This is a genomic window from Blautia faecis, from assembly GCF_020554845.1.
GTDB lineage: Bacteria > Bacillota > Clostridia > Lachnospirales > Lachnospiraceae > Blautia_A > Blautia_A faecis.
On record NZ_JAJCIA010000006.1, the window covers coordinates 85,817 to 105,039 of the forward strand.

A 19,223-nucleotide genomic window follows, 5' to 3' on the forward strand; every position below is an offset into this window, starting at 1 on the left:
ACCCGGTGAGTTTAATAGATCACCCGGTCTCTTCCCTGTTCTTTGCCCATATAAAGTTTCGCATCCACATTTTTCAGCAAGGTGTCTATATTGGACTTGAAATCATTCTCCTCCACGCCAAACGTCATAGTAACCGGAATCCATTCTCCCCTCCAGTCAAACAGATCGTTGTCCAGCTTCATGCGAAGAGAGTTGAGCATAAGGCATACTTCGTCTCCGTTCATATCTGGGAAAAAGAAGATGAATTCTTCGCCTCCCCAGCGGCACAATTTGGCATGCTCACCCAATTCCCGGCTCATATGCTGTGTGATCCATACCAGTACCGCATCTCCGCAGTCATGTCCCCAGTGGTCATTGATCCTCTTAAAGAAATCAATATCGCCCATACCAATGGTAAACGCCATAGCAGGCTCTTTCCTGTGCTTCTCCGTAATATACTGCATCATCTGACGGCGGTTCCACAAACCTGTCAGCGGATCGGTCCCTGCCTGTTTCTTCAGCTGCTCATTATACAACACCAGCTTCTTCTCCGCAGATTCCACATTGGAGCTGAACATACTGCACGCTACAGCCATAAGCACAAACGTCACAATGGTATTTATGATCTGTAATACAACTGTAGCCGTTTCTGTCAGGGCAAAAACAGAAATATTTACCCTGCAGTACAAAAACAGGCTGAATCGTACTGCAAACAGAACTGCTGTATAGCTGACCTTATACACAAGAGAATTGTAGACAGCAAAATATACCAGTACCAGCATCTCAAACATCAGATGCTGAATACCGCAGTCCCATCCATAGAGAATAACAAACACAATTATCCATGCCAGCTGCAGACCGCTGCAGACAAGCACACTGGTGTGTACCTTCAACCGGTATGTTGCATAAAAAGCAGCAACCGACATTGCTGCGAAAATATATCCTGTCCAGACCTCTGTCTTCGGTCCCACAATGCAGAATACTAACGGAATGATCAGAAAATAAAGTCCCAGAATCAACAATATAATTCTGAGAAGGAACAATATACGCTGAGGCTCATTCTCATGAACTGCTTCTTTCCTCAACAATGCATTAAATTTCCTGCACAGCCCTTTAACCATTACAGGTGCCGCCTTTCCCACGAGTGTTCAATATAATAATATTGCACTATTTATCACAAAAATGCAACCTTTTTTTGTAATTATTTATATTATTTGCGCTTTTTACTTTACGGTTCAATGGTAACGTTCCGCAAGGTGCTTTTTGCGAACAAAGTTCACAGGGAACCCGGGAATCTCAGCGCGAAATCATGCGAATGCATGATTTCTGCGCATCGCAAAGCGTGTTACTGGTCACGAAGTGACAGTAGCCTTTTTGCCAAATATTGCTTTTTATTCATAGTCAGGATTACAGAATCAAAAAATCTGATATATAAATCTTTTGTAACGATTCGGCAGGTGCTTTAATCCTCCACTCTTGTTCCCATGTAATAGAAGCCTTTACAGGTATCCAGACGCACATTCACATACTTGCCAAGAAGATCCGGGGTTCCTGGAAAATGAACCAGCAGATTATACTGGGTTCTTCCTGTGAAAATACCCTTTTCCTTGCTCTCCGTCTCAACAAGAACTTCCTGAACCTCGCCCTGGAATCTGGAAGAGACTTCTCTTCCTTTCTCCTGAACCAGCTTTAGAAGGCGGTCAAAACGATCCTTCACCACATCCTCTGGAACCTGATCCTCCATCTTCGCCGCAGGAGTGCCGCTTCTCTTGGAATAGATAAAGGTAAATGCAGTATCAAAATCAGATTTCTCCACTACATCCAGAGTTTCCTGAAAATCCTCCTCAGTTTCACCCGGGAAACCTACAATAATATCTGTAGTCAGGGAAATATCCGGCACCGCTGTACGGATTTTCTCCACCAGTCCCAGATACTTCTCCTTATCATAATGCCGGTTCATGATCTTCAGGATACGGCTGCTGCCAGACTGCATAGGCAGATGCAGATGATGGCACACCTTCCTGCTCTTACTCATATATTCGATCAGCTCATCAGATAGATCCTTCGGATGAGAAGTCATAAACCGGATTCTCTTCAGCCCCTCGATCTGCTCCACCTTCTCAAGAAGCTGTGCAAAAGTCACCGGATCCTTCAAAGTCTTTCCATAAGAGTTTACATTCTGTCCCAGAAGCATAACCTCTGTAACGCCATCCGCCACCAGAGCCTCTATCTCTTTCACAATCGCCTCCGGCTCACGGCTTCTTTCACGCCCTCTTACATAAGGCACAATGCAATAACTGCAGAAATTATTACATCCAAACATAATATTCACACCGGACTTAAAAGAATAATTACGCTCTGTAGGCAGCTCCTCCACGATCTTATCCGTACCCTCCCAGATATCGATCAGCTGGCTGTCACGATTCTCCATCTCATAAAACAGCTCTGCAAACTTAAAAATATTATGGGTTCCAAACACCAGATTGACAAATGGATAATCCTTCTGGATCTTATCCACAACCTGCTTCTCCTGCATCATACACCCAAACAAAGCAATCTTCATATCCGGATTAGACTTCTTCAGACTATGCAGCTTACCAAGGCGACCATACACCTTAAGATTGGCATTCTCACGAACCGTACAGGTATTATAAATCACAACATCCGCATCCTCTGTTTCCTGTCTCTTAAAACCAATCTCATCCATAATCCCTGCAACAACCTCAGATTGCTTCTCATTCATCTGACACCCAAACGTCTGCAGACAATAAGTAATCCGCCGTCCCAGCTCCCGCTCCCTCAAAGCCACCATCTCAGCCAGCTTCGCCATATAATAATACTGACGCTCTGTATCATCCTGAGGCGGTGTAATACTCGTATCTATCTTACTGAAATCAATTTCATTAAACATACTTTATTCCTTTCATAAAAAGACCCCTTGTCAAATCAAGGGGCTACTCCTGTCTATATCTAAATATTTTATCCTATTTACCCCCTTTTGTCCAGCAATTTATTTCCCCACACCACCTATACAATTATACTCCCCCAGGCGCTGCCTGCAGCCGCCGTCCCTTCCCAGTAACCAGTGAGAGGAAGTGGGTGCCGTCTGGGGGCATTGCCGAAATGGGGCGTCTGGCGAGCATAGCGATCTATAAAATTGCACTGTCTGAGCCCTGCAAGGGCGAGTTTGCAATTTTATAGATCACTAGGCGGCGGAGCCAGACACCCCATTTCGGCACCGCCCCCAGACGGCACTCACTTCCTCTCACGTCCCTCGAAATCAAAAAAGGCTTCAGGGAACGCACTCACACACTCCCTGAAGCCATTCATATAGGGGAAATTACAGCTCTACGTAATGTCCCTCTGCTTCACCGTTTACTACATAATATGCCTTATTCTCTTCAGTCTTAACGTAAACTTTAATATCCTGGATATCTTCTTCTTTCTTTCCGGTCATCTCTGTCCAGGCCTTTTTCACATTTGCTACTACATCCTTAGTAGTGAATTCCTTGCCTGCATACTGAATAAAAATCTCCTCAGCTGCAACAGCCGCCTTCTTAGCAGTTCTTCTAACAGCAGGCTTCTTAGCCTCTGCCTTCCCAGCTGTCTTAGCCGGAGCCTTTGCAGTCTCCTTAACAGCCTCTTTCGCAGTCTCTTTAACGCTCTCAGTAGCAGCCTTAACAGTCTCTGTAGCTGCTTTCACAGTCTCAACAACAGCTGTCTTAACAGCCTCTGCCTTACTTGGCTCAGCCTTTACCTCTGCTGCAGCTGTAGCTTTAACCTCAGCCACAGTCTTAGCAGCCTTCTTGGCCGCCATTGTTTCTGCCTTTTTTGTAGTTCTCTTCGTAGCCATTATAATAGCCTCCTTGACGGTGAATATAATCTTCGTTTTCGCTTCTATGATAGAATACTACGAATCAATTTTTTTTGCAAGTTCTGCTAAAATCCCCCTTGACAAACCATTTCTCTGAATTCATAGGTAAAAGTACACAAACAAAACCTGTTAATTTCAGGAAATCTTCGGGTACAAATCTTAAAATCCTGATAATTTTTGTTTTCTTGCACAGTTATTGCCAAAAAATGGATGGATTTTCTTGTTTTTTTCGTCATCTATTTCCCTGTATAACCTTACAGACCAAGGTTCTCAAGGTCATATTTCATATAAGCATTCAATCTTTCCTTCAGTTTTTCGTGCTGGGGCAGATCCAGTTCCCTGTCAAGCTCCAGAATTCCTCCTGCGGCGTCACTGGCAGCTTTCAGTACATCTGAATCCTGATAAATATCTCCGATCCGGAACTCCAGCTGTCCGCTCTGACGGATTCCAAACAGATCTCCCGGTCCCCGAAGCTTCAGATCCTCCCCTGCTATAAAAAATCCATCATTCGATTTATTCAAAATCTCCAGTCTCCTGGAGGTCTCTTCCTCTTCATTTCCCTGCATAAAAATACAGTAAGACTGATATGCCCCACGTCCAACACGCCCTCTCAGCTGATGAAGCTGTGCAAGTCCGAACCGCTCTGCATTTTCTACCATCATCACCGTAGCATTTGGCACATTTACACCTACTTCCACTACTGTAGTAGACACCAGCACCTGGATTTCTCCCCTTGCAAACTGTTCCATGATCTCATTCTTTTCCTTGGGCTTCATTTTTCCATGGAGCATTCCAATGGTGATGTCTGATGGAAAAATCTCTCTCAGCCGTGCTGTATAGTCCGTCACGTTTTCCCCGTCTGCCCCCTCGCTTTCTTCTACCATAGGGCAAATCACATACGCCTGGCGCCCTTCCCGCACCTGCCTTTCTATAAAGGAGTAGGCTTTCGGGCGATAAGACGTGCCAACTACACAGTTCTTAATCGGGAGACGCATGGCAGGAAGCTCATCTATAATGGAAATATCCAGATCCCCGTATACAATGATCGCAAGAGTTCTGGGGATGGGAGTGGCACTCATAACCAGCACATGCGGCGCATTTCCCCTGGTAGTCAGTGCCTCTCTTTGCTTCACGCCAAAGCGATGCTGCTCATCGGTGATCACAAGGCCAAGATTCTCGTACACCACTTTTTCCTGGATCAGGGCGTGAGTTCCAATGATCACATTTGCCTCCCCGGATGCGATTTCTCCATAGATTCTTCTTTTCTCTTTCTGGGCGGTTGAGCCAGTAAGAAGAACCGGATGGCAGGATGAAATCTCCTGTTCCTCTATCAGCTTTGTAAATGCTTCAAAATGCTGATTTGCAAGTACCTCTGTGGGCACCATCAATGCTGCCTGATAGCCATTTTCCACAGTAAGGATCATTGCCAGAAAAGCCAGAATCGTTTTTCCGCTTCCAACGTCACCCTGAACCAGCCGGGACATAAGGGTATGTCCGCAAAGGTCTCTTTCGATCTCATGCCAGGCGTTTAGCTGTGCCTTTGTCAGATCATAAGGAAGACCTTCCATAACCTGTTCTGTGGTCCATACCGGCTTCATGGGAAAAGCATTGGGAGCTTCTTCTGTTTTTCCCTTCAGGATCTGTACTGCCAGAATAAACAAAAGGAATTCGTCAAACACAAGGCGTTTTCGCGCCACCAGAAGTTCCTGCATATTGCCTGGAAAATGGACAGTGGAAATGGCATAATTATCATCTGCCAGGTGATAAAATTCCTTAATCTCATCTGGGAGAAATTCTGTCTGCAGGCTCTGTTCATCCAGGATCTGATGCATCAGCTTGATTATCAGTTTGTTTGTAAGCCCTGCAGTAAGTCCGTATATGGGCTGCATGCTGTGAAGGATTTCTTCATAAGCTGCGGGTGTGAAAATCTCCGGATGCTCCATCTCCAGATGACCTTTTTTTCTGGAGATTTTGCCACGGAAAATAAAGCAGCTGCCTTTTTTCAGAGTGTTTTTTAAGTAGGGGGCATTAAACCATACCACAGGAAGTTTTCCGGTGGTATCTGCCACAGTGATGGAGATCACCTGAAGATTACGGATCCTGTTTACATAGACTCCGGCAGTGACAGTTCCACGAACAGACACCACGGAGTTCTCCTTCAAAGAACCAATTTCCTCCGGTGCCTCATATGAGTCGTAATTTCTTGGATAATAATGGAGCAGATCATCTGTTGTGGTGATACTGATCTTCTGAAATAGTTTTTCCGTCTTTTCTCCTACTCCTTTTAGTTCCCGAAGAAGCTTTGCCACTGTTTTTCCTCTCTTTCTGATCATTCATCTCTGTTTCCGGGTCTTTCTTCATTTACCCGAAAAGCGTTCTCATTATTTTACAACAAAGACTGTCAATTTTCCATACTTATTTCACTTTACCCAGAGCAATATCTCCTGCTGCTAACCACTTCCAACTCAATAACAGCTTCACGGTGCGCAAAAAAACTTAATATTACCAATGAGCCTATGTTTATTATTAAAGAAGACAGGGCGGAAATCTTCCACCCTGTCTTCCATCTCTTTATCACTCGCCGCCCTGCAGCTATTCATTAGTTACTGTTCACTCCGTGACCAGTAACGCGCTTCGCGATGCACAGAAAGACGAACCTTCTTGTGACAAGCACAAGAAGTAGCGTTTGCTGCGCAAACTTAATTCTCGGGTTTTCTGTGAACTTTGTTCACAAAAAACACCTCGCGGAACGTTATCAGTGAACAGTAACATTCATTACTCAACAGAAATAATGTAATAATAAATCGGCTGTCCGCCCATATTTACCTCTACTTCGCAGTCCGGATATGCTTCTTCCAGCTCTGCGGCAAGGCTCTCGGCATCCTCTTCTGTGGTCTCAGCACCGTAGTAAATGCTGATCACCTCAGAATCCTCGTCTACCATAGCTGCCACCATCTCTTTGGCAACATTCTCACGTCCCTTGCCTACTGCAAGAATTCCGTGATCACCGATTCCCATAATATCGCCCTCGTGGATTTCTTTCTCATCCAGTCTGGTGTCTCGGACTGCGTATGTTACCTGTCCGGTCTTCACCATGGATACAGCCTCCATCATGGCTTCCAGATTCTCTTCTCCATTCATTTCCGGCTGGAAGCTGATCAGAGCTGTGATTCCCTGCGGAATCGTCTTGGTAGGAACTACCACGATCTCTTTGTCCTCGGTAAGGTCTCTCGCCTGGTTTGCAGCAAGAACAATATTCTTATTATTCGGGAAAATATAAATAGTATCTGCATTTACTTCAGCGATGGCATTGAGCATGTCCTCTGTACTTGGGTTCATGGTCTGACCGCCCTCGATGATATAATCTACATTCAGCTCTTTAAACAGGGTGGAGAGTCCTTCTCCGACGGAAACACTGATAAATCCGTATTTCTTATGCTCTTTGGCAGCTTTCGCAGCAGCTTCCTTCTTCTCCTGTTCTTCCTGCTCCCGGGCAAGCTTCTCGGCATCCTTGATCAGCTTCTCCTGATGTTCCTCACGCATGTTATCAATCTTCATGCGGGAAAGTGCACCGTAGGTAAGCGCTTTCTCGAATGCCTGGCCAGGATGATTGGTGTGTACATGTACTTTCACGATTTCATCATCTGCTACCAGTACAATGGAATCACCAATTGATGTAAGGAACTCCTTGAAGCTGTGAAGCTCCTCATCTGGAAGAGGCTTATTCAAAAGAATGATGAACTCCGTGCAATATCCAAATTTGATATCCGCTTCTGCCTGCTGGGAGATCCTGGTCACTGCCGGACCGGAAGATACCTTCTCAAATGCAGAATAGTCGATTTCTTTTCCAAGATAACCATCAAATGCACCACGGAAAACTTCTAGAAGTCCCTGTCCGCCTGAGTCTACTACACCTGCTTCTTTCAGGACAGGAAGCATTTCCGGTGTGCGGGCAAGTGTCTTCTCAGCATGCTCGAAAATGGCACGGAAGAAAAGCTCCAGATTTGCAGATTCCTCTGCAATCTCAGCAGCCTTTACTGCGGCCTCACGTGCTACTGTAAGAATGGTACCTTCCTTCGGCTTCATAACTGCTTTGTATGCAGTCTCTACAGCCTTCTCCATAGCAGCTGCGATCACAACTGCATCCATTTCTTTATGTCCCTTGGTTCCCTTGGTAAAGCCTCTGAGAAGCTGGGAAAGAATAACGCCTGAGTTACCTCTGGCTCCACGCAGGGAACCGGACGAAATAGCCTTGGCGAGTGTCTCCATATCAGGATCTGTAAGACTGCTTACCTCTGATGCAGCTGACATAATAGTCATTGTCATATTCGTACCGGTATCTCCATCCGGAACCGGGAATACATTCAACTCGTTGATCCATTCTTTCTTCGCTTCCAGGTTCTTGGCTCCTGCCAGAAACATTCTGGAAAGTATCTTGGCATCTATGGTCTGTCTATCCACCACAAGTTTCCTCCTCTAATCCTAATCTATTGCACGAACACCTTCTACGTAAATGTTGATCTTCTCAATCTCCATTCCTGTAAAAGCCTCGACTTTATATTTCACATTGTTTACAAGATTATCTGCAATAGTGCTGATATTCACACCGTACGCCACGATTACATGAAAATCAAGGCGAATCTTATTATCTTCTGTGATCTTAACATTTATACCATGCTGTAAGGAATCTCTCCTGAGCAGCTTTACAAGGCCGTCCTTCATGCTGACAGCGGCCATACCGATAATACCAAAACATTCTACTGCAACGCTTCCTGCATAAGTCGCGATTACATCCGTATCAATAATGATCTGGCCAAGGCCGGAATCTATACGTCCCTTCATATGGTTTACCTCCATTAATTTGATTTTCAAAATGTATATACCATATTATACCCTTTTTTCATTCATTACGCAATGCTAGAGTTCGACTTGGTTCATCATATATCAAAAAGCCTGTATTTTCAAGGTTTTTTTGAATTTCTTATAAATCTATGTTTCGTCTATTTGCGTCTATATTCCTTTGTTTGTCGTAAAATTTGGCGTAAAATTGGCGTAGAAAAAGCCACGCCCAATAGTAGGGAATGGCTTTGATCTTACATATATTTCTCTAGCTTTTTCATTTCATTTTGCATTCTTTCTATACTTCCATGATTATAAACATTCATTGTCATGCTAATATCACTATGCCCCATGATTCCCTGTAATATTTTAGGATCCATCCCGGCTTCTGCCATTCTCGTACATGCAGTGTGCCGTAATATATGGGCTGTTATATGCGGTAGCAAAATAGGTTCTCTGTGCTCAGCTGCTGCCAGCTTGGACTCCTTTTTATTATACGCGTTGGTAATATTCCGCAGTACATCATTGAAATTAAATGGCAATATTGGCGTACCGTTTGAAGTGATAAAAACAAATCCCTTAATTCCGTCAATTGGTCTTTCCTTTACCCTCTTTCCAAGAACCAAATCCAATTCTTTCTGCTTTAATAGGCTTTTTCTTGCAATAGCTGTTAATGAGATGTCTCTATTTCCCGAACGGCTTTTCGGTAGCTCAACGTGAAGTTTATAGCCATCTCCAAAATCTCTGTATATCAATTGTCGGCGAACATGAATTAAATTATTTTTTAAATCAATGTCATTCCATGTAAGTCCAATAATTTCACCAATTCGCAAGGCTGTAGACAGGGCAAATGTCAGCATGGGAAGATATACATTATAAGTTTTGCTGTTCTCCACAAAATCAAGTAATATATTTTGCTCTTTTACTGTCAGAGCTTGCCTCTGGCTCGGCTCCACTTTTATTTCCTTCTGACAGCCTTTGCAGGGATTCTTTCTTAACATATCTGAATCAACGGCCATTTGAAAAACTGATGACAATAATACATGGCAAGTCTGAATTGTAGAGCCTTTAAAATTCCGCTTACTTAGCTCTGCATATAGCTTTTTTACATGAATCTGCTTAATCTGTGATATTTTCATATCACCAAGTATGCTTTGCTTTACACTAATATTCCAGTCATTCTCGTAATTGCACCGGGTTGATTCTCTGATATTTGCTTTACCGTCCATATATATGTTAAATAGCTGATTCAGCGTCATATTTGCAGAATTGGTATTGATACCGTCTTGAATATCCTTTTGTATTTGCTGTTCCTTTTCTCTCAATTCCACCAGGGAAAGCGCGTATACAGTGCCTCTTTTCCCTGTTACTGGTTCAGTCCATCTATAGCAGTATCTTCCCTGCTTGTTTTGACTTTCGCCAACTCTCAGCACTCTGCCCCGGCTGTCTGTTCTCTTTTTTCTTGCCATATTTCCACAACTCCTTTATTACAAAAGGGCAGCAGTTACCGCCGCCCTATTCGCTTCACCCTAACAGGGCTTTCACATACGCATAAATAACTTTTAGCCAGTGACTATTGTCACAATTCTGCACAAGATTGATAATCTCTGTTTTATAGTAATTCATTCTTCTTTTTCCCCCGAAACAACACATTTGCTTTGTTGTTCTAACTTCTGAATAGTTTTTTGCAATTCTTGAATCATATTTGCCTGTATTCCAAGCAAGTTAATAACTGAATAAACAAGTGAAGCAGATGGAAGACCCTCTTTATTTTGAGGGTTTTTTATTTCTTCTAATATTTTTTCCTGCTGATCTTCTGTATATATTAAATCTGTACTATTCATTTTTGTTTTCCTTTAATATGTCAGAAATAATAATATAAATGTATCGTAAAATCTGATCCACTTTTATTTTGTCAAGCATCTCAATAATTTCTTTCTTGTAATCCATATTTACTCCTTCTGTGCCTCTGCTCTTTTTCTGAATCGCATGGTTGCCAAACAATCTGAAAAGCTAAGTATCTTCTTAATTTCATCGGTTTCATTCACGCACAAAATATTCCAGATCAAAAAGAATCTCGCTTGGTCTTCTTCTGACATGCTCATAAGCTTTTCTTCTTTGCTTCCGTCCAAAAGAATTTTTGCAACTTCATAAGTTCTTTGCAAGAAATATCTGTTTTTATTCTCCGCTACAATCTCCGCAATTGCTTCTCTACAAGGAACTTGAGTTAATGCACATCTTTCCATTAGTTCTCATCCTCCTGTTTAAGCTCGTATTCATAAGCCGTTTTAGCAGCACCGTACAAAAAACTTAATGTTTCCTTAGAATATATCCTTGACACAAAATTAATAATATCAAGTTGCAGTGTACTAACAGATTTCTGACTGTAGTATAAATCGCAAAGTTCCTCTGTTTCCTTTAATTTTGCTTTTAACTGTTCGATTTCTTCCTGCTGGTCTGTAATGATCTCACTTGCCAACGGCTGATAGTCTGCATCATTCTCCGCATACTCGGAAATAGCCTTTTCTTTCTCTTCGGCGGTCTCATCATCCAGGTAATCCCAGAAATCCAAAACTCGCTCTTCTTCCTCTTCCTCCACTGCCGCTTCCATTTTTTCTGGAGCTCCTGTGTAGTTTGCTCTGAACTGTTCCAGTCTATTAGGCAGGGTTTTTGTGTAAAATTCCTGTGCCTCATCATTTCTGAATTTTGATAATCTTCTTTCGATTACCGCCTTGTATTTTTCTGCGATTTCTGCTCTGTTCATTCAATCATTCCTCCATAAAATTCTTGCTAGGGGCTAACAGGAATGATATACTGCACCTGTAGCCCTGTGATTTGCTTGTTTCCGGGTTACACGCCCCTGTCGGAGTTGCAGCTCTGACAAGGGCATTTTTATTAAATTCCTTTTCCATCATGTACGAGCTGAAACAGAACGGTACACATCACACCAGAAAAGAAAATTAATACTGCTTCTGTTGCTGTGAACATCTCTCAAACTCCTTTCTTTTGGTATGCTCTGCATCCACCAAGGGACGAAGTAAAGCAAGTTCTTGATCAATCTGCTTCATTTCAATCTCATATTCTGGTTTCCAGTCATTACCGCTATGACAAATAATAAAAGATTTTCTGCTTACCAGCTGAATGTATTTCAAAACCTCTTCTGCTGTCATATCGGTTGTACCTGGGATTCCCCGAAAAAGCTCGCCTTATAGGTAGCACCATCTCCCCGGCTTCCCCAAATCAGCGCTGTGCTAAACAATGCCTTGCTTCCGTGAATAACCTCAAATCCGAGTTCTTTCCACCTAGCCCATGTATTAACAGGCTCGGTTATATTTGCCGCTTTTTTGGCTGTTTCAATGCGAGTATTGTTTACTTCCTCAGCCTTTGCAGATAACCACGCTCTGTGAAGAGCTTCACCAAAACTGATACCCTTTGTTTTACGGTAAATCTTCCAGGCTTTCAACATGACCTTTGATAAATTATATCTCATATGTACATCTCCTTTCTCTTCTGGAAATCCCGATCAGCTCCGGCAGGTCTTAAACCAATCTCGACAACTCCTGTGCCTTTGCTTACCCTTGCCCGGTGTTATGTCAGTGTCTTTGGTACATCTTGCGATCTCATCATTTTCACTTTTCGCTGTTCTCTGTTCCCTTGAACTGATTATAGTATAGTCTATCGTACCCGATATATCAATATGTAAAATTCACGATATTGTACCCGATATAAAAATGTTATTTTGTGTAATATGTATATTGTACCCGATAGTATTATAAACTATAATAATTTTAATTATATCCAACAACATAGAAAGGAGTTCAACATGTCGGAAGAAAGCAAGATTAGTAAAGCTCAGCAAAAAGCAGTTGCAAAATATATGAAAAATAATTATGACGAAATCAAAATTCGTGTTGAAAAAGGAAAACGCGAAATCATTCGCCAGGCAGCAGAAGCCGCCGGGGAATCTGTAAACGGCTATATTAAAAAAGCTGTAGATCAGCGCATGGAGCAGGACTGCAAAAAGTAATCAAGCCTAATAAAGAGAAAAAGAGCTTGAACATTTGTTCTTTTTGTGCTATTTTAAAAATAGGCTAACGCTTGCGTGGAGCTTTAACGAACTCACCACACGCATAAATCTACACAAAAAGGATAGTTTCATTTCCTTAAATGAATAAAAAGGGCTGCTCTTTCGTTTGGGCGGTCTTTTTTATTGCGTTTCTGTGCTACTTGTACTATAATAATTAATAGATAACGATCACCTTTCTAGGAACCCCGGTTATTCAATGCACGCACACGAGTAACCAGGGTTTTTTTATTGACTTAGAATTTTTCTCATGACTGTTTCTGTCTGCTTTGAGATTTTCCAGATCGGCTCAGAATTAGCCCGGAACATATTCACTAGCAGAGTTTGAGTCGCGTAGTATGCGTTCATAGAATCGCCCAGCTCTTGTTTTGCAAGTTGGAAAACTTTCTCGATACGTTCCGGCGATATCCGATAGAAAGTGGAAAATTCCGTTATCAAACATCCAACAATTTCTTGATCGGTCACTGCAGCCCCTCCTGTTTGCGCCCCTGCACCAGATTGCCAGCACCGGGAACTTAATTTCTTAATCTTCTGGCTCTGTTGTTTTCTGGTTCATACAATTGGAATAATTTTTTGCAAAATACGCCGCCGCACTGTTCGTTCCATTAGATTGAGCTGTCACATGAACACCATCAGCATTTACAAGCTCAACAGGTTCTTGATCTGCCTTTTTCTGTTTGTTTGCTTCCATTTCTGCAAAGCCTTGCTTACTAATGCGGCTGATCCGAACGTCTTCAACTGTTTCTTTCTCATACTGCTGTTCATATCTGTTTAAAAAAGTACCTTCTGCATGTACACGAATCTTCATACTTGTACCATCACGGCCTGTTCCGCCATTTTCTTTCCCGGTCAATTCCCCAGTAAATTTATCAATGACTTCACTTGCTGTTTTTGCCACTTCATCTAGCACCGCATTTGCCTTTGCTTCTGACGGAACATTTAAGCGGAATCCGTTCTGTTCTGCCATCAACTGCACTTTTCGGACACAAAATTCCGATCTGCTCTTCATTGCATCCTTACAAAAGCTGGCCAGTTCATCTTCTGTAAGTTGCACCTCGCTTTGGCTGATAATATTCATCTTATTAAGCAAATCAAAATCAAAGTAGCCCTTTATGTACTTGTTAGCGTTGCCCCTTCTCCGATCTGCGACTGCAGCAGCCAATTTTTCCCGGTACATATTTCTGGTAAATTCAAAATGTTTACCATATTCTGCATCCAAACTTGCCAATTCTTCCTTTAATGCCGTTGGATTCAGTCGAGCCTTTGCAGTCTCAATCTCTTCAATTTTTCGATTTGCCAAACCGTCCACATCGCCCTTAAAATCCTTCATAATTCTTCGAATTTCATCAAATTTTCCCATCCCTTTATTCCCCTTTCACTTCTGGTTTAAGAACTTCAACTGCAGTTGCAACAACTTCCGCACAGCCATAACTCCGACGTGTGCAGAATCCCAGTTTTACGAAATGCCCCGGTTTAACTTCCATATTCTCGGACAGACCAACTTTTGCTGATTTTCCATAAAAATCAATAGTCAAACTTTCAAAACAATACGGCATTCCATCTTTACCAATTCCGCTTTTTGAAGTTTTAGATAAAACTTTAAAATATTTTTTTTCCATTTTTTCTGATCTCCTTTCAAATTAACTTGTCCATTTTTGCGGTGATAATATAAACTTTTGACGCTTCGGCTCCGAAATAATGTACTTGCTCATATCCTCGCCCTGCTCTAGCAACTCTGATTTCGCTTTTTCAATTTGCTCGACTGCTTCTTGCTCTGAAATGTCCAGCATTTCCGCAATATCTCGCTGTGAAAACAATTCTTGTGTGTGAAACTGTTCAGACAGCATCATCCGAAGTCCATGAAATGTGCTTGCAACAGTCAAATCATAATTTCGGACACCATTTTTCATCATTCGGATTAACTCTTTTTTATCCACCCCAAATCGGGAATAGGTTTTCATTAGTTCCGTAGCCGCTTCTTCAATCGTCATTTTTTCAATCTCCTTTCTAGCCTAATAAATGCCTAGGTTTGCTTTAATCTCTGTTAATTGGTTGCTTATTTCGTCCTAAAATCAGCTTTTAAACATTCAATGGTAATTGTCCATCTACGACACAAAATCCAAAATTCGGGCGTTTAATGCTTATTATTATGTAAATTGTAGGGGTGACGAATTTCGTCTAAGCAATTTTGAGCAATTCCCATTTTGTGAACTTTGACTGTCCGAAAAACGGACATCCAGAATATTTCAGTCCCTTTTTTGTTTTTTTGAAAAATTTTGAGGGAGCTTGATATTAAAAGCCTTTTTTATTTGCTCGAGTGGAAGGGTAGGTTATTCAGCCCAAGATGGGCGGCATATATACCCCTCCGGGGGCGTTCCCTGCCTCCTGTTCATAGCTGATTTTTCAGCCATGAAAATGTATTGCTTTTCTCTGAATAAATCATTCTCATGACTCGAAACGCCCTATTTATAAGGCTTTGTGCCATCTGTCACGCACGATTATGACAATATTTGTGACAATCTGGCAGCAGAACACACAGGATCATGCTAATCGCCCTGATCTACAAGCTACAAATCATAAGCTCAAAGATTGACCGCAAGGCTTTAGCATTCGTCACCAAGGACGAGGAAACCAACCATTCTGACGAGGTTCGGAAGATTATTCCGAATGGTTCTACTGCCTTTTTTTATGTGTCAAGGTGTGTCGTTTTTTTTATCCGTGATGCCATGCGTGCAAATTGTCTTTTTTTAATGTGTCGGAGTATTCGGGCAGGTTTCTTTTTTATCCGTTATGCCATGCCCTGTTTTCTTGTTTGCTTCAATCGTTTCTTGGCTCCACTTCATAAACCCATTATCAAGCCTATGCTTTCCCGGTTCTGCCCTAATTTTTTTCATCCTTGCTCCTTTCTTCCAATTCCGCGCAAACCGCCAACAGTAGCGATTCCGCAAACTTTTGTTCTGGTTCTCCCCGGTATTTTTCATCAAGTTGCTCGCACGCTTGGTCAAGCTCCTGCCACTTCTGCTCGTCCTGTTGCCGGATGCCATGATATTTTTTGTGCAAATTCCAAACGGCTGTCCAAACATCAAAATATTGTTCCTTAAAGTTCAATGTTCTCCTTTCCTCAACATAGTGTCGAACCTTTACAATAAGGCCTAATAAGAAGAAATCCCTTGCTTACTCCTTATTCGGCGTACTTACTCCACCACATGTCACTGACAGTACAGCTAAATGGATGAGTAAGCGTCAAACCCAGTGTTTATGCGGTTTCTGCTTACTCATCATGGTGGGGTAGTAAGCATTTCACTTTTTCCTTTACTACCCCAAGGTGCGGAGTAAGTAAAAGTATTGATTTTAAAGGTTTTTTTGCTTATTCCCCCATCAAAAACCTCCCTTAGTGAGAAGTGCTGAGTAAATAACTGTAAAATACCTTTGAATTTCCAAAACCTTCTGCTTCGCTACTAAGCAATTTCTTTTTGCGTAGTTCAGTTTTCGCGCGACTTAAAGTATTTTTACTAATGCCTGCGCTTTCTGCTGCTTCGTCCAGTTCAGAAGTTGGCTTTTTGCCATTTCTAAGAAAATCAATTATAAACTTCTCCGCATCTGCTCTCTGTGGTGCTTGCCGCCGTTCATAATCTCGTTCACTAACGAAATCTGCATCTTTCTTGTCTGAAAATCCTACAAATTCCGCGCCATTTTCAGTAATATTAAATAGTACCGTTTGTGCTAATGGAGCATAATTGTTTTTCTCTTGGCTTAGATATCGTTCACTGCTTCCTGTAATAGTTCCAACAATCATCACTGATCTAGCAATGTCCCAAACGTCCGCGGAATCTGCTATTCGATTTCGTCCAAACACTCCCTGTTTTTTGTTGGTGTGAACAACAATTAGGCTTGTTACGCCAAACTCTTCACCAATTCCAATTAAAGGACTTAAGCAAGCTCGCATTGCGTTTCGCTGTCCCATTTGCATATCGACAGGAACAAAGGCCTGTAACGGATCAAAGACAACTAGGGTTGGTTTTACGTCCTCAATCAAACTTTTCAATAATTCTGAATTGAATTTGATTTCCGAAAACCTTTCATTTTTCAAATCCACCGAAAAAATATTATTGAAATTTGCTCCTGCTTTTCTAAGTCTTGCTTTTAGAGTGTATTCCAAAGAATCTTCCGAGGAAAAAAATAGTACTCTCTGCGGCTCCGCTTGAAAAAACTCTTTCGGCGTTTCATCAAAAAACACTTGCTTCCCAGAACTAATTGCAGCTGCCAAAGCGCACCAAGCATTTGTTTTTCCACTACCACCATCGCCAGCCAGAATAATAATCTGACCTTTTGGCATACGTTGTGGAACTAACCAAGATGCCTCTTTTTCAGTTATATCGTTTAAATTGACAAGTAAATTCTCTTTTTCTGCCATTTGTAAATCACCTTGTCTTGGCTCTCATATGGCGCTCTTGACCACCTTTCTAATTTTTAATATATCCCACACAGCAAATCTAGCAGTCCCCGGGCTGCAGTTAACCGATTCTGACAAGTGCACCACATCCATGACAACGGTCTGCAATGTTCGCCTTCAAGAATTGCCTGGTAAAGTTGACACTCGCTTTTCAGTGTATCAACTTCCATTCTCCAGCGCTTTTTTTCTTGTTTCTTGGCTTCAATCTGCTGCCGCCTGGCTTCTTCCTGTTTGCGTATCAAATCCCGGCTATGTGCCTTATCGGGCGTATTTAACCCGAAACATTCCCGGATTTGTTTTAAAGCCGTCCAGGAATCAACTCCCCTAACGTGCGACCACAAACGGATTACATCGCCGCCGCAACCCCTGCCAAAATCATAGAAGCTTTGTGTTGCCGAATAAATGCGGATACTCGCCGTTCTTTCGGATGGAAACTTATACAAATGCCCCTGTTTCTCAAGTAAATATCTTGCCACGCTTTCAATGCCTACCTGCTGTGCTACTGTTTCAAAATCCTCTCTCGTTGCTCAACCACTCCTTTCATTTGATTTTTTTTCGTATTATTTAATTGAATTTTCATCTACCAGATTCGACAGTTTCATCATATGTATTAGATGCACCTGTTTAATGTGCTTAATTATCTTTCGTAGAAATGTGTTAGTTGGTTTTGTAAACAGAATCAATGTATCTGTAAAGTACTGGCATATCAATTCTTACAGTTCGCCCAACTCGAATAACCGCGTTGGCTTCTGTAGCAACCTTCATAAGAGTGTTTCTGCTCCAATTAGTATCGGAACAAGCTTCTTGTACTCTCTGTAGTTTTGCCTTTCTGTTTATTACTGCTGCATTCATTGTCAACCCTCCTTGCATAATTTATTGTGAAACATCCTGCGCGCTGGCTTTTCATCTATTGATATTGTATCTCATATGTAGTATAATGTCACTACACTAAAATATACACAGGAGGTTTTATATTTGATAAGTAAGGGTATTTTTATTACACGTTTTAAAAATTTATGTAAACTTAAAAAGAAGACTCAAGCAGAAATTGCTGAAACTTTAGGAATAAGTACTAACGGATTAAAGCATTATATGCGAAAAACAAATAATACTTTTCCTCCTATAGAATACCTAGATTTAATGGCAAAGGAATTTGATGTTGATATTGCTTATCTTATTGGTGAAATAGATGTTCCTAAACATAATATGTTAACAATTTCTGATACTACTGGACTAAATAGTAAAGACAAGGACATGAATATGCGTGCTGAAATGGCAAAAACATATAATAATAAAGATATAGAATATCAAATAGAACAGTATCTTGATAAAACATATGCGCTTGATCTTATTACTCGAAATTCTCAAGATTTTTCTCAAGATTTTTGCACTATGATGGATTTTCTAGCTAATTCAAATAAAATTCTTGAATTAGCACACTTAATTTATAATCTACTGTTTAATTCTGTAGAAAATAGCACTGTTATAATTAAGACGGAAACGCCTGTTCTTATCGATTCATGTTACACGTATGCCTATAGAACAGAAATTGTCGATAAGAAAATATTAAAAAATCGAATAGTATATTTATTCGATGAAATATTAACTGATGAGATTGACCGTTACGATTCTCATGGAGTTGATCCGAATTTGGCTCAAAATATGATTCAGCAATTATTTGAATTTATTGAAAAAAACTACTTTAATATTCCTAGAAAAAAATTAATAAAAATTATTGATCGACGACTTGAAGAAATTCGAGAAATTGATTTTTCCAGTATTATTTTAGGTTATTCACCTGAAAAAATTCTTGAAGGCTTTTTAATAAAACTTGCTGACCTTTATAATTATCAATTATCATCTGAATTTCTAAAAAAATATGAAAAAGAAATAGTCCATCCTGTTTCTTACTATATGGACGACTTTCACTTTTATAGCAACAGAAAAAAGAATTACTTTTAATTTTCTATATTGAATCATTTTCTCCTGTTCCA

At 41.2% G+C, this 19,223-nt stretch carries 22 protein-coding genes and 1 pseudogene; 2 read left to right on the top strand and 21 right to left on the bottom strand.

What is annotated here, in order from left to right:
- Positions 1-11: 11 nt before the first annotated feature.
- The 12 genes from LIZ66_RS04780 to LIZ66_RS04835 form a co-directional block, all read right to left on the bottom strand.
- The gene (locus LIZ66_RS04780; RefSeq protein WP_227200508.1) at positions 12-1,100 is read right to left on the bottom strand and encodes a GGDEF domain-containing protein; all 1,089 of its coding nucleotides are present in this window, start codon (positions 1,098-1,100) and stop codon (positions 12-14) included.
- A gap of 341 nt (positions 1,101-1,441) precedes the next feature.
- Positions 1,442-2,890 carry a tRNA (N6-isopentenyl adenosine(37)-C2)-methylthiotransferase MiaB gene (gene miaB, locus LIZ66_RS04785; RefSeq protein ID WP_118578058.1) on the bottom strand — a complete coding sequence of 483 codons (1,449 nt, stop codon included), beginning with the start codon at positions 2,888-2,890 and terminating at the stop codon, positions 1,442-1,444.
- Positions 2,891-3,319: 429 nt separating this feature from the next.
- Positions 3,320-3,832, bottom strand: coding sequence for a DUF6465 family protein (locus LIZ66_RS04790; RefSeq protein WP_118578057.1), 513 nt, complete (start codon positions 3,830-3,832; stop codon positions 3,320-3,322).
- A gap of 275 nt (positions 3,833-4,107) precedes the next feature.
- Entirely contained in the window at positions 4,108-6,186 is a 2,079-nt protein-coding gene (recG, locus tag LIZ66_RS04795; protein ID WP_227200509.1) for an ATP-dependent DNA helicase RecG, read from the bottom strand.
- 442 nt (positions 6,187-6,628) lie between these two features.
- Positions 6,629-8,275, bottom strand: coding sequence for a DAK2 domain-containing protein (locus tag LIZ66_RS04800; protein ID WP_180006252.1), 1,647 nt, complete (start codon positions 8,273-8,275; stop codon positions 6,629-6,631).
- A gap of 60 nt (positions 8,276-8,335) precedes the next feature.
- Positions 8,336-8,695, bottom strand: a complete 360-nt coding sequence (locus LIZ66_RS04805; RefSeq protein ID WP_117851829.1) for an Asp23/Gls24 family envelope stress response protein — start codon at positions 8,693-8,695, stop codon at positions 8,336-8,338.
- Positions 8,696-8,946: 251 nt separating this feature from the next.
- Entirely contained in the window at positions 8,947-10,161 is a 1,215-nt protein-coding gene (locus tag LIZ66_RS04810; protein WP_195982977.1) for a tyrosine-type recombinase/integrase, read from the bottom strand.
- A 153-nt stretch (positions 10,162-10,314) separates the two neighbouring features.
- Positions 10,315-10,536 (bottom strand): hypothetical protein, encoded by a 222-nt coding sequence (locus LIZ66_RS04815; RefSeq protein WP_195982978.1) that lies wholly within the window; start codon positions 10,534-10,536, stop codon positions 10,315-10,317.
- Between the two features lie 108 nt (positions 10,537-10,644).
- A complete protein-coding gene (locus LIZ66_RS04820; RefSeq protein WP_195982979.1) occupies positions 10,645-10,938 on the bottom strand; it encodes a hypothetical protein in 294 nt (97 codons plus the stop codon).
- Positions 10,938-11,456 carry a hypothetical protein gene (locus LIZ66_RS04825; RefSeq protein ID WP_195982980.1) on the bottom strand — a complete coding sequence of 173 codons (519 nt, stop codon included), beginning with the start codon at positions 11,454-11,456 and terminating at the stop codon, positions 10,938-10,940. The genes LIZ66_RS04820 and LIZ66_RS04825 overlap by 1 nt, the downstream gene beginning before the upstream one ends.
- Positions 11,457-11,652: 196 nt before the next feature.
- The gene (locus LIZ66_RS04830; RefSeq protein ID WP_195982981.1) at positions 11,653-11,862 is read right to left on the bottom strand and encodes a hypothetical protein; all 210 of its coding nucleotides are present in this window, start codon (positions 11,860-11,862) and stop codon (positions 11,653-11,655) included.
- A complete protein-coding gene (locus LIZ66_RS04835; protein ID WP_195982982.1) occupies positions 11,859-12,182 on the bottom strand; it encodes a hypothetical protein in 324 nt (107 codons plus the stop codon). The genes LIZ66_RS04830 and LIZ66_RS04835 overlap by 4 nt, the downstream gene beginning before the upstream one ends.
- A gap of 333 nt (positions 12,183-12,515) precedes the next feature.
- Here LIZ66_RS04835 and LIZ66_RS04840 point away from each other — a divergent pair, with 333 nt between their 5' ends.
- Positions 12,516-12,719: a DUF1778 domain-containing protein gene (locus LIZ66_RS04840; protein ID WP_195982983.1), complete on the top strand. Its 204-nt coding sequence runs from the start codon at positions 12,516-12,518 to the stop codon at positions 12,717-12,719.
- A gap of 285 nt (positions 12,720-13,004) precedes the next feature.
- On the opposite strand, the gene LIZ66_RS04845 is transcribed toward LIZ66_RS04840, so the two are convergent.
- The 9 genes and pseudogenes from LIZ66_RS04845 to LIZ66_RS04885 form a co-directional block, all read right to left on the bottom strand.
- Entirely contained in the window at positions 13,005-13,241 is a 237-nt protein-coding gene (locus tag LIZ66_RS04845; RefSeq protein ID WP_195982984.1) for a hypothetical protein, read from the bottom strand.
- Positions 13,242-13,299: 58 nt separating this feature from the next.
- A complete protein-coding gene (locus LIZ66_RS04850) occupies positions 13,300-14,136 on the bottom strand; it encodes a hypothetical protein (protein ID WP_195982985.1) in 837 nt (278 codons plus the stop codon).
- 4 nt (positions 14,137-14,140) lie between these two features.
- A complete protein-coding gene (locus LIZ66_RS04855) occupies positions 14,141-14,395 on the bottom strand; it encodes a hypothetical protein (RefSeq protein ID WP_195982986.1) in 255 nt (84 codons plus the stop codon).
- Positions 14,396-14,416: 21 nt separating this feature from the next.
- Positions 14,417-14,767 (bottom strand): hypothetical protein, encoded by a 351-nt coding sequence (locus LIZ66_RS04860; protein WP_195982987.1) that lies wholly within the window; start codon positions 14,765-14,767, stop codon positions 14,417-14,419.
- A 756-nt stretch (positions 14,768-15,523) separates the two neighbouring features.
- Positions 15,524-15,670: a hypothetical protein gene (locus LIZ66_RS04865; RefSeq protein ID WP_195982988.1), complete on the bottom strand. Its 147-nt coding sequence runs from the start codon at positions 15,668-15,670 to the stop codon at positions 15,524-15,526.
- Positions 15,657-15,884, bottom strand: coding sequence for a hypothetical protein (locus LIZ66_RS04870; RefSeq protein ID WP_195982989.1), 228 nt, complete (start codon positions 15,882-15,884; stop codon positions 15,657-15,659). The genes LIZ66_RS04865 and LIZ66_RS04870 overlap by 14 nt, the downstream gene beginning before the upstream one ends.
- A gap of 283 nt (positions 15,885-16,167) precedes the next feature.
- The gene (locus tag LIZ66_RS04875; RefSeq protein ID WP_195982990.1) at positions 16,168-17,190 is read right to left on the bottom strand and encodes an AAA family ATPase; all 1,023 of its coding nucleotides are present in this window, start codon (positions 17,188-17,190) and stop codon (positions 16,168-16,170) included.
- 56 nt (positions 17,191-17,246) lie between these two features.
- Positions 17,247-17,735: pseudogene (locus LIZ66_RS19825) on the bottom strand (hypothetical protein); the annotation flags it as partial.
- Between the two features lie 151 nt (positions 17,736-17,886).
- A complete protein-coding gene (locus LIZ66_RS04885; RefSeq protein WP_195982992.1) occupies positions 17,887-18,081 on the bottom strand; it encodes a DUF6462 family protein in 195 nt (64 codons plus the stop codon).
- 123 nt (positions 18,082-18,204) lie between these two features.
- On the opposite strand from LIZ66_RS04885, the gene LIZ66_RS04890 reads away from it, so the two are divergent.
- Positions 18,205-19,191 carry a helix-turn-helix domain-containing protein gene (locus LIZ66_RS04890; protein ID WP_195982993.1) on the top strand — a complete coding sequence of 329 codons (987 nt, stop codon included), beginning with the start codon at positions 18,205-18,207 and terminating at the stop codon, positions 19,189-19,191.
- Positions 19,192-19,223: the final 32 nt, after the last annotated feature.